Source organism: Hyunsoonleella sp. J2K-J805, assembly GCF_057167125.1.
On sequence record NZ_CM169901.1, the window covers coordinates 3,034,711 to 3,050,880 of the forward strand.

Here is a 16,170-nt window from a genome sequence, read left to right on the forward strand (position 1 = left end):
TATGGAAAGTATTAATAAGAACAGGTTATTCCTTGCTAGCTGCTTAGCATTAATTACCACAGCAATGACATTTGCTATCCGTGCCCGTTTAGAAACCGTTTTTGGTCCCGAAGGTGCAGGGCTTACTTTAGAGCAAATTGGATACGCCTTTGCACCTGCCTTTTTTGGCTTTACAATCGCCATGATTATAGGTGGGCCTTTGGTGGATTTATTAGGCATAAAAAAAATAACTTGGATGGCATTTATAACGCATGCTGTTGGTATTGTTTTAACACTCATGGCAGACTCAATGACGTCATTGTTTATTGCCACCTTGTTTATTGGTATAGGTAATGGCTTTGTTGAAGCTGCACTTAACCCAATGGTAGCATCAATGTATCCTGATGAGAAAACCAAAATGTTGAACAGGTTTCATGTTTGGTTTCCAGGAGGTATTGTAATTGGCGCGCTTTTAGGTTGGTTGGTTATGGACGTAATGGGTCTTAGCTGGCAGGTGATGGTAGGAACTTTGTTTATTCCATTGGTGATATATGGTGTTTTGTTTTGGGGGCAAAACATACCTGTTACAGAGCGTGTGCAGATGGGGATAAGTAACAAAAAAATGTTCTCAAGTGTTTTAAAACCCTTGTTTTTATTTATGGTGGTATGCATGTTTTTAACGGCAGCTTCAGAGCTGGGAACGACTCAGCGTATAGAATCTCTTTTAAAGGAATCGGTTGCAAAACCCTTGTTGGTATTAGCCTTTATTAATGGTATAATGGCATTAGGCCGTCTGTTTGCAGGACAGGTGGTACATAAACTAAGTCCGTCAGGAATGTTATTATATTCTGCAATTTTTACATTTATTGGCCTATGGATGTTAACCATTACGAGTGGGGGTATGGTATTCGTTGCCGCAGCTGTATTTGCCATTGGTGTAACGTTTTTTTGGCCCACAATGCTTGGTTTTGTAGCAGAATATTTGCCAGAAACTGGTGCATTGGGACTATCCATTATGGGCGGTGCAGGTATGTTTTCGGTGTCTCTTGTTTTACCAATAATGGGAAAACTAATGGATAATGCTGATGCTTCTGAAGCTCTTAGAACCATGTCAATATTACCAGCAATACTAATTGTTGCATTTTTAGGATTGCATATTTATATGAAAAAAAGAAATACTAAAGTAGAAGCTTAAATAAAATATGAGTAGAAAATTAAGAATGGGAATGGTAGGCGGAGGCGATGGTTCATTTATTGGAGATGTACATAGAAAGGCAGCAGCTATTGACGGGATGATTGAATTGGTATGCGGCGCATTTAGTAGTACTGCTGAAAAATCGATTGCTTCCGGATTAGCATTAAACTTAGATAAGAACAGATGCTACGGTACTTTTGAAGAAATGATCAAAAAGGAAGCTACGTTGCCAGAAGATATTCGAATGGATTTTGTGGCTATAGTAACCCCAAACCACATGCATTTTCCGCCTGCAAGAATGGCTTTAGAATATGGGTTTCATGTGGTTTGTGATAAGCCTATTACTTTAACTTTGGACGAAGCGGAAGCACTTGAAAAGATTGTCGCTAAAAGTGGAAAGTTATTTGCGCTCACACATAATTACACTGGAAATTCTATGGTGAAACAAGCCAAAGCTATGGTGGCAAAAGGCGAAATAGGAACCATTAGGAAAATACAAGCACAATATTTACAAGGTTGGTTGTCAACCTCTTTAGAAAAGACAGAACAGAAACAGGCCGCTTGGAGAGTAGACCCAAAACGTTCTGGTATTGGGGGTGCCCTAGGAGATATTGGCACACATGCTGAAAACTTAATTGAATACATTACAGGTTTAAAAATTGAAGAAATAGCTGCGGATTTGGGGCGTTTTGGAGAAGGTAGAATTTTGGATGATGATGGTAATATGTTGATTAGAATGGATAATGGCGCTAAAGGCACGATTTCTATTTCCCAAATTGCTTTAGGCGAAGAAAATAATCTAGGGATTAAAGTGTATGGTACCAAAGGCAGTTTGGAGTGGTATCAAGAAAATCCAAACGAATTGATTACACGTTGGCTGGAGGAACCGAAAAAGATATACACCCCAAACGGTAATGGCTTGCATGATGAGGCATTAAAAGTATCGCGGATTCCTGCTGGACATCCTGAAGGGTATCTTGAAGCGTTTGCAACCATTTATAAAAATTTTGCAACACATTTAACTGCTATAAATGAAGGTAATACTATAGAAAACCCCGATTATCCTACAGTGGTAGATGGTGTACGTGGTATGAAATTTATTTATGCAGCTGTGGAGAGTGATAAAAACAATGCGGCGTGGACAGAGATTAAGTAATTGTAAAAACTAAAATTAGCGGATATACCGGCGTTAGGGATTGAACGGCATGTTGGAGCTCCTCGCAGAGAGCGACTAGTGAAAGCCCGACAGGAGCGATCCTGCAAGGTTTCTTAAAAAACCTTGTAGGTATAAGCGGATGTAACGCCCAAAAAATATTAATAAAAACAATTGAGTTCTCAGCTCCTCTCCTTTGGGGAGGTTAGGCGGGCTTGTAAACAATATTTTATGAAAACTATAAAAGGGCCAGCAGTATTTTTAGCGCAGTTTGCAGGTAGTGAAGCGCCATTTAACAGTTTGGGTGGCATGTGCAAATGGGCGGTAGATTTAGGGTATAAAGGCATACAAATCCCTACGTGGGAATGCAATTTGATAGAAATAGATAAAGCGGCAGAAAGCCAAACGTATTGCGATGAACTTAAGGGTAAAGTGGAATCTTACGGTTTAGAAATCACAGAATTGTCTACACATTTACAGGGGCAATTAGTAGCGGTAAACCCTGCTTACGACACCATGTTTGATGGGTTTGCACCAGAATCCGTTAGAGGTAATCCCAAAGCCAGAACAGAGTGGGCTATAGATTTTGTGAAAAAATCTGGAACCGCCAGTAAGCGTTTGGGTTTAAAGGCGCACGCTACGTTTTCTGGAGCGTTAATGTGGCATACGGTGTATCCTTGGCCTCAACGACCAGCAGGTTTGGTAGATATGGGGTTTAAAGAGTTAGCGTCACGTTGGTTGCCTATTTTAAATCATTTTGATGAGCAAGGTGTAGATGTATGTTATGAAATTCATCCTGGAGAAGACTTGCATGATGGTATATCCTACGAGCGTTTTTTAGAGGCTACGGGGAATCATAGTCGTGCTAATTTGTTGTACGATCCAAGTCATTTTGTGCTGCAGCAATTGGATTATTTGCAGTTTATTGATATTTATTATGAAAGAATTAGAGCTTTTCATGTTAAGGATGCAGAGTTTAACCCAACGGGTAGACAAGGTGTGTATGGGGGTTATGCCGATTGGAAAGATCGCGCAGGACGTTTTAGAAGTTTGGGAGACGGGCAGGTAGATTTTAGTGCCATTTTTTCTAAACTTACCAAATATGGCTTGGATCTATGGGCGGTTATGGAATGGGAATGTTGTATAAAGTCTTCTGAGCAAGGTGCTAGAGAAGGTGCGCCATTTATTAAAAAGCATATTATTGAAGCTGCCACTAGGAGTTTTGACGATTTTGCTGGTGGTGCTATTGATGAAGATTATTTAAAAGGGATTTTAGGCATATAATTTTGGAACGACTCTTGTTTATAGCGGTATTAGCATCTTTGGTTTGCTGTAAAAACGATACTTCCGAAGTAGAGCCGAAGAAAGAAAAGCTATTAAAAACCTTTAAAGAAGACCCTCGAGTAGAGCCCGCCGTACCTGAAGCCACTGAGGTATATGAGCCTGTGCCACCAACTGTAAATCCAAAAGGACAAAACGGAGCACCTGGTGATGCTATCATACTTTTTGATGGTAGTAATTTTGACGCATGGGAGCATGTAAAGGATGGCAGACCGGTAGACTGGATTTTGAATGATGATGGCTCGATGACGGTTAAGGATAAATCTGGGGATATTAGAACAAAGCAAAGTTTTGGCTCTGTGCAGCTTCATATAGAATGGAAATCCCCAGCCGAAGCACAAAGAAAAGGTCAAAATAGAGGTAATAGCGGTGTCTTTCTTCAAGAACGTTATGAAGTCCAAGTGCTAGACAATAATGATAACGATACTTATGCTAATGGTCAGGTGGGCTCAATTTATAAACAATCTGTACCATTAGCCCAGGCTTCTGTACCATCAGGTAAATGGAATACGTACAATATCATTTACCACGCTCCAGAGTTTGATGAACAAGGTGAAAAAATAAAATCGGCAACCATTACGGTATTGCATAATGGAATTTTAATTCAAGACCATTTTGAAATTAAAGGTACGACGGAATATATTGGCTGGCCTAAAAACGAAGCACATGGTAAAGCACCTTTGAAACTTCAGGATCATGGCGATAATAGCCGAGTGAGTTATCGGAATATTTGGGTTAGGGAGTTGGATTAATTATTTACTAAAACCTTGCTACTGCGCCTAGTGTATGATGAATTTCGTGCATTTTTCTATAAAAACTTTTAATTCTTAAAATATTTAAAGCAAAACCTTCTTAAAATTGAGATTTCCTTAATTATTTTCAAAAACCATATCATTTTTAGGCGTTTATAAAATAATGTCTTAGATTTACCGCATGAAAAATTTAAAAAATAAAATACGTTTCAGTTCTCCCGGTTCTCCCGCGCGCCGCCGCCGCCGCTTCTAATACTCAAAAATGAAGTAAACCTAGAACGTAATTTTAATTTTTCAAACAGTGTCCAAAATTCAAATCATAATAAATAAAATCAAAGTTAATTCATTAATTAACCAAGAGCTTATGATCCGTCGTCGTTACCCTCGTCGCCCGTAAGGGTATGTTATCTGTTTTTGAACTTAGGTGAGTCCGGTTCAGGTTTCAAAAAGAACAAATTTAGAATCAAATTAAAACGACGATAATGAAGGTTGTAATAGCCGACAAATCACATATTAAATACGCAGCATCTATTTGCGACACTATTGCCCAATCAGCACAGGTAAGAGGCACTGGTATTGCAAAACGTACTCCAGAATACATTTCATCTAAGATAGAGAATGGTAATGCTGTAATTGCTTTAGATGGTGATACATTTGCAGGGTTTTGCTACATAGAAAAATGGGGTCATGGTAAATTTGTGGCCAATTCTGGATTAATTGTACATCCAGATTACAGAGGGCAGGGGCTTGCAAAAAAGATAAAACACAAAATTTTTGAACACTCCAGAACCAAATTTCCTGATGCAAAGGTATTTAGTATCACAACAGGATTGGCAGTAATGAAAATGAATAGTGATTTGGGGTACAAACCCGTAACGTTTTCAGAATTAACAGATGACCAAACGTTCTGGGATGGTTGTCAAACCTGCCAAAACTATGATGTACTTACGCGCACAAAACGAAAAATGTGTTTATGTACGGGTATGCTTTACGACCCTAAAAAGGTTGGGAAGGCTGAAACTTCAGAGTCAAAACAGGTTAAGGAAAAAGCATTTAAGAGGTTAAAGCAAATAAAACAAGCATTGTTTTTAAGAAAAGAAAAAAAATAGATTTCCGCCTTTACGGAAATGACAAAAAATAATGATTCAATGAAAAAATTAGTAATAGCGTATAGTGGCGGATTAGATACATCGTATTGCGCGGTGAGTTTATCAAAAGATTATGATGTGCATGCAGTAAGCGTAAATACGGGAGGTTTTACACAGGAAGAAATTAAGCATATTGAAAGTAATGCCTATAAAATGGGTGTTTCTACCTATAAAAATATTGATGCCGTAGCTACATTTTACCAAAAAGTTGTGAAGTATTTAATTTTTGGTAACGTATTGAAGAATAACACATATCCATTGTCTGTAAGTGCTGAACGTATTATACAAGCGATAGAAATCATTGAGTATGCTAAAAGTATAGATGCAGAATATATTGCCCATGGAAGTACAGGTGCGGGAAATGACCAAGTGCGGTTTGATATGATTTTTCAAACTTTGGCACCAAATATTCAAATTATTACGCCAATAAGAGATCAAAAATTAACAAGACAAGAAGAGATAGATTATTTGAAGTCTAATGGTATTGAAGCATCTTGGGAGAAATCAAAGTACTCTATCAATAAAGGCCTATGGGGTACAAGTGTGGGTGGTGAAGAAACCTTAACATCTGAAAAGGCATTACCAAGTGAAGCCTACCCTTCGCAATTAGAAAAAGAAGGCAAGGAAAAAGTAACGTTGACTTTTGATAAAGGCGAATTTGTTGCATTAAATGGTAAGGCCAATACTCCTGAAGTTAACATTGAAAAGTTGAATGATATTGCTTCAGTGTATGCAATTGGAAGAGATATTCATGTAGGAGATACTATAGTAGGCATTAAAGGTCGCGTAGGTTTTGAAGCCGCTTCAGCTTTAATCACCGTGAAAGCGCACCACTTGTTAGAGAAGCATACATTAACCAAATGGCAATTACAGCACAAAGAATATTTGTCTAGTTTTTATGGGATGCATTTGCACGAAGGACAATATTTGGATCCGGTAATGCGAAATATTGAGGCCTTTTTGGAAAGTAGTCAAGAGAAGGTATCAGGTGACGTGACGGTAACCTTGCAACCCTATCATTTTTCATTGGATGGTATCATCTCTGAACATGATTTAATGAGTGCCAAGTTTGGTAGCTACGGTGAAGAAAACAAAGCTTGGACCGCCGATGACGCTAAAGGTTTTATCAAGATTTTAGGGAATCAGAACAAAATATATCAACAAGTAAATTCTTAACTTTTGTCATGCTGAACTTGATTCGGCATCTTAATGGAATATTTGAAAAGTAAATGGAAATGGGAAAAATAAAAGTCGGAATAATAGGTGGTGCAGGATATACTGCTGGGGAACTAATCAGATTGTTGATTAACCACCCAGAAGCTGAAATTGATTTTGTGTTCAGCACATCAAATGCCGGAAACAACATTAGTAAGGTACACCAAGATTTAGTAGGTAGTTTGGATTTGAAGTTTACAGATACTGTAAATCTTAACGTTGATGTATTGTTTTTATGTTTGGGTCATGGAAATTCAGTAAAGTTTTTGTCTGCTAACGCATTTTCAGATAAAACTAAAATAATTGATTTAGGAAACGACTTTAGGTTGGAAGCAGATAAAATTTTTGAAGGTAAAACTTTTGTATATGGTTTACCAGAGTTAAATAAAATGGATATTGTAAAGGCTAAATATATAGCCAATCCAGGATGTTTTGCGACGGCTATTCAGTTGGGTTTACTGCCATTGGCTGATGCCGGTTTATTGAATAACGATGTACATATTAATGCGGTTACTGGTGCTACAGGAGCAGGAACATCATTATCAGCAACTACGCATTATACCTGGAGAGATAATAACTTTTCATACTATAAGCCATTTACACACCAGCATTTAGGAGAGATTTGCCAATCAGTACAGCAATTGCAAAATGGATTTGATTCTGATATTCTATTTATGCCAAATAGAGGTAATTTTTCCAGAGGCATTTTTGCAACTATTTATACGGATTTTGAAGGAACCGTTGAAGATGCAAAAACGATTTATAAATCGTTTTATGCGGATGCTAAATTTACTTTTGTTTCGGATGAATTTTTACATATGAAACAAGTAGTAAACACGAATAAGTGTTTGGTACATCTACATAAACATCATGGTAAATTGTTAGTTACAAGTTGTATTGATAATTTATTGAAAGGTGCTTCTGGACAAGCGGTACAGAACATGAATTTAATGTTTGGTTTAGAAGAAACCATAGGATTAGGATTAAAGGCGACGTATTTTTAAGAAGCCGAAGCTCCACCTAACCTCCCCGAAGGGGAGGAATGGATTGTAGAGGTTTGCGTATAGAATATAGAATAAAAACCTTGTAGGTTTGAGTAAGAAGATTTGAGTAAGAGTTCCCCTCCTTGGAGGGGCTAGGGGAGGGTTGCGTTAGGGATTGCAGAGGAAAGCCCACAGCCCGACGTAGGAGGTGCGAGGACTTGGAACGTAAAGCCCGACCCCTTGTGGGTAACGCCATAAAAAAGAATCAAAAAAAGTATTTAGACATGAAAATAGCCATAATTGGAACAGGGAATTTAGGGAGTTCGATTGCGAAGGGACTGATTAAAAACAAATCGTTTACGTCGTTGTACTTGAGTGATAGAAACACGTCGCAAGTGAATGCATTTGTTGATGAGGATTATGTGACGATAACGAATAGCAACGCAACTGCTGTAGAGCATAGTGATGTTGTGATTTTTGCGCTTCAGCCACGACATATTGAGGGTGTTTTGAAAGAGGTGGAGCCTTTAATTAGAGAGGATCATGTGGTGATGTCAGTTGCTGCAGGGTTTTCAATTTCAAGGATTGAAGAGATTTTAGGCGAGGAAAAACATATTATTAGGGTGATGCCAAATACGGCAATTTCGATTGGTAAATCTATGACTTGTTTGTCTGCTAATGATGTTGGGCAATTAAAAATCGAATTGGCAAAAAGTATTTTTAATCAACTAGGAACTACAATGGTGATTCCTGAGGAACAGATACAAGCGGCTACCGTAATTTGTGCTAGTGGTATTGCGTTTTGGATGCGCTTGATTCGAGCTACTACTCAAGGTGCAATTCAGCTCGGTTTTGAGGCTGATGAAGCTCATAATTTAGCATTACAAACTTGTTATGGCGCTGCAAGTTTGCTAAAGGAATCTGGTAGGCACCCTGAGGCAGAGATTGATAGAGTTACCACACCAAGTGGCTGTACTATTGCTGGTTTAAATGAAATGGAACACAAGGGATTAAGCTCTGCTTTGATACAAGGTATTACTGCGTCGTTTGAAAAAATTAATCAACTTAAAAAGAGTTAGTTATGCCAATGTTTGATGTATATCCGTTATATGATGTCACTCCGGTTTCTGGAAAAGGTATTCATGTTTACGATGATAAAGGAACAGAATATTTGGACCTTTATGGTGGGCATGCAGTGATTTCCATTGGGCATGCACATCCTAATTATGTAGACGCGATTACAAAACAGGTGTCTGAACTCGGATTTTATTCTAATGCGATTCAGAATCCATTGCAAAAGCAGTTAGCTGATAAAATTGAAGCATTGTCTGGATGTAAAGATTACCAGTTATTTTTATGCAATTCTGGTGCCGAAGCTAATGAAAATGCCTTGAAATTGGCATCGTTTAAAACAGGAAAAGCTCGAATTTTGGCATTTAAAAATGGGTTTCACGGGCGTACATCGGCAGCCGTTGCAGCTACTGATAACCCAAATGTTGTTGCGCCTTTAAACGCACAACAAAAGGTGACATTTTTGGAATTAAATGATGTACAAGGTGTAAAAGCAGAACTGGAAAAAGGTGATGTTTGTGCGGTGATTGTAGAGTTTATTCAGGGTGTTGGTGGTTTAGATCAGGGTAGTAAAGATTTCTTTGAGCAAGTTTTTGCCCTTTGTAAATTAAATAACACCATGTTTATTGCCGATGAGGTACAATCTGGTTACGGGCGTTCAGGTAACTTCTTTGCGTTTCAGCATTACAATGTTACTCCAGATATTATTTCTATAGCCAAAGGTATGGGGAACGGGTTTCCTATTGGTGGTGTTCTAATTCACCCAGATATTGAGGCCAAATATGGAATGTTAGGTACTACATTTGGCGGTAATCATTTAGCATGTGCAGCTGGTTTAGCTGTGTTAAATACCATTGAAGGAGAGCACTTGATGGATAATGTAAATGTGATGTCTGATTATTTTATATCTAAAGCCAATACCATTTCTGAAATAAAAAATATTAAAGGAAGAGGTTTGATGTTAGGTTTGGAGTTTGATTTTGAAGTAGGCAATTTGCGCAAAGATTTAATCTACAACCACCATATATTCACAGGCGGCGCAGCGAATAAGAAATTATTAAGAATTTTACCGCCATTAAATATTAGAGAACAGCATATTGATCAATTTTTTGAGGCTTTAATTGAAGCGTTGAAAAAAGTAAAAGAAACTAGTTTAACATAAGGAGCGACTATCGGTTTTACTGAAAAAAACCATGACTGAATACTGAAAATAATGAATACATTACTATCCATAGAAACAAGAAACGCAGTTTTATTGCTAATGGCAGAATTGTTAGAACAGGAAAGAGCAAATATCATTACCATAAACAAAACAGATTTGGACGCTTATGACGGTGAGGACATTTCCATGTTCGACCGTTTAAAAGTTGACGATTCTAAAGTCGATGAAATGATTAAGGCTGCTACTCATTTGGCGTCTCAAAAAGATCCTGTAGGTGTGGAGCGTTTTAGCTTTAAACACGACAATGGTATGCAAGTGTACAACAAGACGGCATCGTTTGGTACGGTATTGATTATTTATGAGTCCCGTCCTGATGTCACTGTAGAGGCCGCTGGAATTGCTTTTAAATCGGGTAATAAAATTTTATTAAAAGGAGGAAAAGAATCCTTACGTTCTAACCTAAAAATTGTAGAGTTGTGGCATAAGGCACTTAGAGAAAATGGTGCGTCTATAGATTGGGTAGAATATTTACAATTCAATAGAACTGAGACTCAAGCCTTTTTAGAAAAGCCAACACAGCGTCTGGATTTAATCGTGCCTCGTGGGGGTGAGCGTTTAATTGCTTTTGTAAAACAACATGCTACATGTCCTGTGATTGTAAGTGGAAGAGGTAACAATTTTGTGTACGTGCACAAAGAAGCAGATTTAGATATTGCGCTAGATGTTATCATGAATGGTAAGTCAAAAATCTCTGCTTGTAATGCGGTAGATAAAGTACTGATTGATGAAAAACTTCCTAATAAAGAAGAATTTGTAAAACGGTTAATTTCAAAATTAAAAGATTTTAGAATAGAAGTGTTAGGAGATGAAACGATTTCCAAAGAAAACGGTTTAGAAGCAATCACTTCAGATGATATCTGGTACGAAGAGTTTTTAGATTATAAAATTTTAATTGGAGAGATTGCGTCAAATCAGGATACTATTACTATGATTAATAAATACTCTGGCGGGCATTCATCATCAATAATTACAACCAATGAAACTGCCGCAAAAACCTTCATGGAAAATGTAGATACGGCAGCGGTATATCATAATGCATCAACACGTTTTACAGATGGAGGTCAGTTAGGTTTAGGAGGTGAGCTAGCTATAAGCACAGATAAGTTACACCAGCGTGGGCCAATAGGCTTACAGCATCTAGTTACCAATAAATGGTATGTGCACGGAAATGGACAAATAAGATAAACGCATGTTTAAAAAGAAAAAACGCATATTGTTAAAAGTTGGGTCGAACACCTTGACCAAAGAAACTGATAATATTTCCAGGGGTAAGATTGAGGACATAGCAAGTCAAATTGCTAAACTTCAAGATGACTTTGAGTTTATTATTGTGAGTTCTGGAGCAATTGCAGTTGCAAAACAGTTTGTGAAGTTAGAAAGCAAGCAATCAGCCATTTTTGTAAAACAAGCCTTGGCATCCATTGGTCAGCCACATTTAATACGGATTTATCAGGAGATTTTTCGAGAATATGGCTTGTTGAGTTCGCAGTGTTTATTGTCTTATTCCGATTTTGAAAAGGAAGACAGTAGAACTAATATCACGAACACCATTAATGTATTGGTTAACAATAATTACATCCCAATTATTAATGAAAACGATACTGTAGCTACTGACGAAATTAAGTTTGGGGATAACGATAAATTAGGTGCTTTAACCGCTTCATTATTAAATGTAGATTTGTTTATCATCGCCACCAATACCAATGGTATTTACACAAAAGTCTCCATGGAAAATGGTACGCCAAAAACTATTGAAAGCGTAACTGATTTTAAGGAATTAAATACCGAAGTAACGCGTTCTAAATCATCTCACGGCAGTGGAGGTATGCAAAGTAAAATCGAAGCGGCTGCCGTTGCTAAAAAATCAAATATTGAAACTTGGATTGTAAACGGTTTGCAAGATGATTTTATAGAAAACGCAATGAGAAATAAAGTGCCGTTTACCAAAATAAAATAGAATGAAACATTACACATCTATACACGATATTAATAATCTTGAAACTTGGATTGAAGAGGCCAAGGCCTTAAAAGCTAATCCATTAAAGGATATTGAACTCGGGAAAAACAAAACACTTGGGTTGTTATTTTTCAATTCTAGCTTACGTACGCGCCTAAGCACTCAAAAAGCGGCTTTAAATTTAGGAATGAACCCAATTGTAATGAATGTATCAGGTGATGCTTGGGGCTTAGAGTTTGAAGATGGGACGGTTATGAATGGCAATACAGCAGAACACATCAAAGAAGCGGCTGCCGTGGTATCTCAGTATTGCGATATTATCGCGGTAAGAGCATTTCCAACCTTAACTGATAAAGCCAAAGATGAAAGTGAGCAGGTGATGAGTGCATTTATGGAATATGCCTCTGTGCCCATTGTAAATATGGAAAGTGCCACAGGTCATCCTTTACAAGGGTTAACAGATGCCTTAACCATTTCGGAGTTCAAGACCAAAGCGAAACCAAAAGTAGTCCTAAGTTGGGCGCCTCACATAAAAGCGCTGCCCCATGCCGTAGCAAATAGTTTTACACAGGTAATGCAAAAAATGGATGTAGAATTTGTAATTGCAAACCCTGAAGGCTACGATTTGAACCCTGAAATTACAGGAGACACAGCAATTTATCATAATCAAGAAGAAGCGTTTAAGGATGCGGATTTCGTTTATACAAAAAACTGGAGTTCTTATGAAAGACTACGGGAAAGTCATCAATACAGATCCAAATTGGATGATTACTAAAAATAAAATTGGTGGTGCTAAATTTATGCACTGTTTGCCTGTAAGACGAAATGTGGTAGTTGAAGATGCTGTTTTAGATAGCGATAGTGCTATAGTGATTGAACAAGCAAATAACAGAACTTACGCCGCACAATTAGTACTGAAAAAACTCTTAGAAAACGTATAGATGGAGACTTTAAAAATTATAAAAGTAGGAGGAAATATTATTGATGATGAAGCAGCCTTAGAAAAGTTTTTATCTCAGTTTTCAACTGTAAAAGGGCCTAAATTGTTGGTGCACGGTGGTGGTAAGTTAGCCTCTAAAATGGCTAAGGACATGAACGTCCCCGTAAATATGGTTGACGGTAGGCGTATTACGGATGCAGATACTTTAGACATTATTACCATGGTTTACGCCGGTAAAATAAACAAAAATATTGTAGCAAAACTGCAAGCAAATAACTGCAATGCTATTGGGTTTTCAGGAGCCGATGGAGATACTATTGTGTCGGTTAAACGACCTGTTAAAAAAATCGACTATGGTTTTGTTGGCGATGTTAAAAAGGTAAATACAAAAGTTGTAGATGTGCTGCTGGAAAACAATATAACACCTGTTTTTTGCGCCATTTCTCATGATAAGCATGGACAACTTTTAAATACAAATGCTGATACAATTGCATCTGAATTGGCTATCGCGCTTTCAAAACTATATCATGTAGAATTATTTTATTGTTTTGAAAAAAACGGTGTGCTCATGTCGGTTGAAGATGATAATTCAGTTATTGAACACATGGACTATGGCACATACGAAATATTAAAATATCAAGGTGTATTTCACGACGGTATGTTACCTAAATTAGATAATAGTTTTAATGCTATTGAAGCTGGTGTTTCAAGAGTATTTATAGGTAATTCTACCATGATGATTAACAAGAATCAAAAATTCACTACCTTGTTTTTATGATTGAGAAATTAACAAAAGATGCTATTGAGTTGCTTAAAAAGCTGATTGAAACCCAATCGTTTTCATCAGAGGAAGACCTAACGGCATCTCATATTGAAGGGTGGTTTCAGCATCATGGGATAGATTATAAACGCACAAAAAATAACGTTTGGGCAGTAAATAAACATTTTAAAGAAGGCAAGCCAACACTATTGTTGAATTCCCATCATGATACTGTAAAACCTAATTCGGCTTATACAAAAGATCCTTTTAAAGCCATTGTGGAGGATGGAAAACTATTTGGTTTAGGAAGTAACGATGCAGGTGGTTGTTTGGTGTCTTTAATCGCAACATTTACACATTTTTACAATCATAAAAATTTAAAATATAATTTAGTGATTGTCGCTTCCGCGGAAGAGGAAAGCAGTGGGCCCAATGGTTTAAATAGTATGTTATCCATCATTCCAAAAATTGATGTTGCTATTGTTGGAGAACCAACCTTGATGAATTTAGCGGTAGCCGAGAAAGGATTGGTGGTGTTTGATGCGGTATTGGAAGGTACACCGAGTCACGCGGCACATCCCAATGATGATAATGTGATTTACAAGTCAATCGAAGTCCTGAAATGGTTCAAAGATTACAAGTTTGAAAAAGGTTCTGATGCTTTAGGTGATGTGAAATTAACGGTAAGCCAAATTAGTGCTGGCAACCAGCACAATGCGGTACCTGCCGACTTAAATTTGGTGATTGATGTGCGCGTAAACGACGCATATTCAAATTCTGAAATTGCAGAAATCCTACAAAAGGAAGCACCTGTAACTAGCATCAAACCACGTAGTCTGCGGTTGAATTCATCATCCATTCCAACAGGCCATGAATTGGTAAAAGCTGGAATTGCTATGGGAAGAACCACGTACGGTTCGCCAACATTATCGGATCAAGCTGTGTTGTCTTGTCCGAGTTTAAAATTGGGCCCAGGCGATAGCACAAGGTCACATTCGGCAGATGAATTTATTTATTTAAATGAAATAGAAGAAGGTATTAAAATATATATTGAATTGTTAAACCGTGTAATCGTTTAATAGTTCTGTCATTCCCGCGAAGGCGGGAATCCATTAAAATAAGAAAAAATACTGTAAAAGATTCCCGCCTTCGCGGGAATGACAAAAGGTTATAATTATGAAACTCTGGGATAAAGGCATATCAATAGATAAAAAAATAGAAAATTTTACTGTTGGAAACGACCGAGAAATTGATATTCATATCGCAAAATACGATGTAATTGCATCAAAAGCACATGCAAAGATGTTACAGAGTATTGGTATTTTAACTGAGGAAGAACTGCAACAATTATTACGTGGTTTGGACGTATTATTTTCTCAAATTGAAGAGGGTACGTTTGAAATAGACGCGCAGTTTGAAGATGTACATTCTAAAATTGAGTTTGAATTAACCCAATCTCTAGGCGAGGTTGGAAAAAAGATACACACGGCACGTTCTAGAAACGACCAAGTTTTAGTGGCTTGTCAACTATATTATAAAGAGAATTTAGGTTTAATTAGAACCAAAATCAGAACGCTTTTTGATACACTGTTAGATTTAGCCGATAGCAATAAAGACAAGGTTTTACCCGGATATACGCACTTACAAGTGGCAATGCCATCATCCTTTGGACTATGGTTTTCTGCTTATGCAGAGTTAATGATTGATGATGTATTTTTATTAGATGCAGCCATTAAAACGGTAGATCAAAACCCATTAGGGTCTGCAGCAGGTTACGGTAGTTCTTTTCCAATAGATAGAGAGCTAACTACTAAATACATGGACTTCGCGACATTGAAATATAACGTTGTTGCTGCACAAATGGGACGTGGAAAAAACGAGCGCACTATTGCCGCAGCTTTAGGTAGCTCGTGCAACACCTTATCCCGTTTTGCTATGGATATATGTTTGTATATGAGTCAGAATTTTGGGTTTATTTCTTTTCCAGATGAACTCACAACGGGCAGCAGCATTATGCCACACAAAAAGAACCCTGATGTCTTTGAGTTAATTCGTGGAAAGTGCAATAAAATTCAAGCATTGCAGAGTGAAATGGTGCTTATAACGAACAACTTACCAAGTGGATATCACAGAGATTTTCAGTTGCTAAAAGAAAACATGATTGCAGCTTTTGAAGAGTTGAAGGACATCTTGGATATATTCAATTATTCTATTCAGCAAATTATAGTTAAAGATGTAGATATCCATGATGATAAGTATAAATATTTATTTACTGTAGATAATATCAATACCCTTGTTGTTGAAGGCCAAAGTTTTAGAGAAGCATATCAAAAAATTGGTGGTCAAGTACAGGATGGCACATATGTACCTGATACCTCAAAACAGCACACGCACGTGGGTAGTATTCATAATTTGTGCTTGGATGAAATAAAGGCTAAATTCCCTAATGGTTAA

The 16,170-nt window shown here is 37.4% G+C and carries 14 protein-coding genes and 1 pseudogene; all 15 read left to right on the forward strand.

What is annotated here, in order from left to right; genetic code table 11:
- Position 1: 1 nt before the first annotated feature.
- Positions 2–1,174 carry an MFS transporter gene (locus AC1B0Z_RS13385; RefSeq protein WP_483792544.1) on the forward strand — a complete coding sequence of 391 codons (1,173 nt, stop codon included), beginning with the start codon at positions 2–4 and terminating at the stop codon, positions 1,172–1,174.
- 7 nt (positions 1,175–1,181) lie between these two features.
- Positions 1,182–2,330, forward strand: coding sequence for a Gfo/Idh/MocA family protein (locus AC1B0Z_RS13390; protein ID WP_483792545.1), 1,149 nt, complete (start codon positions 1,182–1,184; stop codon positions 2,328–2,330).
- Positions 2,331–2,558: 228 nt separating this feature from the next.
- Positions 2,559–3,611: a sugar phosphate isomerase/epimerase family protein gene (locus tag AC1B0Z_RS13395; protein WP_483792546.1), complete on the forward strand. Its 1,053-nt coding sequence runs from the start codon at positions 2,559–2,561 to the stop codon at positions 3,609–3,611.
- 2 nt (positions 3,612–3,613) lie between these two features.
- On the forward strand, positions 3,614–4,420 hold the full coding sequence (locus tag AC1B0Z_RS13400; protein WP_483792547.1) for a 3-keto-disaccharide hydrolase: 807 nt from the start codon (positions 3,614–3,616) through the stop codon (positions 4,418–4,420).
- A gap of 482 nt (positions 4,421–4,902) precedes the next feature.
- Positions 4,903–5,529, forward strand: a complete 627-nt coding sequence (locus AC1B0Z_RS13405; RefSeq protein WP_483792548.1) for a GNAT family N-acetyltransferase — start codon at positions 4,903–4,905, stop codon at positions 5,527–5,529.
- Positions 5,530–5,568: 39 nt separating this feature from the next.
- Positions 5,569–6,744: an argininosuccinate synthase gene (locus tag AC1B0Z_RS13410; RefSeq protein ID WP_483792549.1), complete on the forward strand. Its 1,176-nt coding sequence runs from the start codon at positions 5,569–5,571 to the stop codon at positions 6,742–6,744.
- A gap of 59 nt (positions 6,745–6,803) precedes the next feature.
- On the forward strand, positions 6,804–7,787 hold the full coding sequence (gene argC, locus AC1B0Z_RS13415; RefSeq protein ID WP_483792550.1) for an N-acetyl-gamma-glutamyl-phosphate reductase: 984 nt from the start codon (positions 6,804–6,806) through the stop codon (positions 7,785–7,787).
- Between the two features lie 263 nt (positions 7,788–8,050).
- Positions 8,051–8,845, forward strand: coding sequence for a pyrroline-5-carboxylate reductase (proC, locus tag AC1B0Z_RS13420; RefSeq protein WP_483792551.1), 795 nt, complete (start codon positions 8,051–8,053; stop codon positions 8,843–8,845).
- Positions 8,846–8,847: 2 nt separating this feature from the next.
- A complete protein-coding gene (locus tag AC1B0Z_RS13425; protein ID WP_483792552.1) occupies positions 8,848–9,999 on the forward strand; it encodes an aspartate aminotransferase family protein in 1,152 nt (383 codons plus the stop codon).
- 51 nt (positions 10,000–10,050) lie between these two features.
- Positions 10,051–11,244: a glutamate-5-semialdehyde dehydrogenase gene (locus tag AC1B0Z_RS13430; RefSeq protein ID WP_483792553.1), complete on the forward strand. Its 1,194-nt coding sequence runs from the start codon at positions 10,051–10,053 to the stop codon at positions 11,242–11,244.
- A gap of 4 nt (positions 11,245–11,248) precedes the next feature.
- On the forward strand, positions 11,249–12,016 hold the full coding sequence (gene proB / locus AC1B0Z_RS13435) for a glutamate 5-kinase (RefSeq protein ID WP_483792554.1): 768 nt from the start codon (positions 11,249–11,251) through the stop codon (positions 12,014–12,016).
- Position 12,017: 1 nt separating this feature from the next.
- Positions 12,018–12,957: pseudogene (locus AC1B0Z_RS13440) on the forward strand (N-acetylornithine carbamoyltransferase).
- Positions 12,958–13,734 (forward strand): acetylglutamate kinase, encoded by a 777-nt coding sequence (argB, locus tag AC1B0Z_RS13445; RefSeq protein ID WP_483792555.1) that lies wholly within the window; start codon positions 12,958–12,960, stop codon positions 13,732–13,734.
- Entirely contained in the window at positions 13,731–14,795 is a 1,065-nt protein-coding gene (locus tag AC1B0Z_RS13450) for a M20 family metallo-hydrolase (RefSeq protein WP_483792556.1), read from the forward strand. The genes argB and AC1B0Z_RS13450 overlap by 4 nt, the downstream gene beginning before the upstream one ends.
- Positions 14,796–14,892: 97 nt before the next feature.
- On the forward strand, positions 14,893–16,170 hold the full coding sequence (gene argH, locus AC1B0Z_RS13455; protein WP_483792557.1) for an argininosuccinate lyase: 1,278 nt from the start codon (positions 14,893–14,895) through the stop codon (positions 16,168–16,170).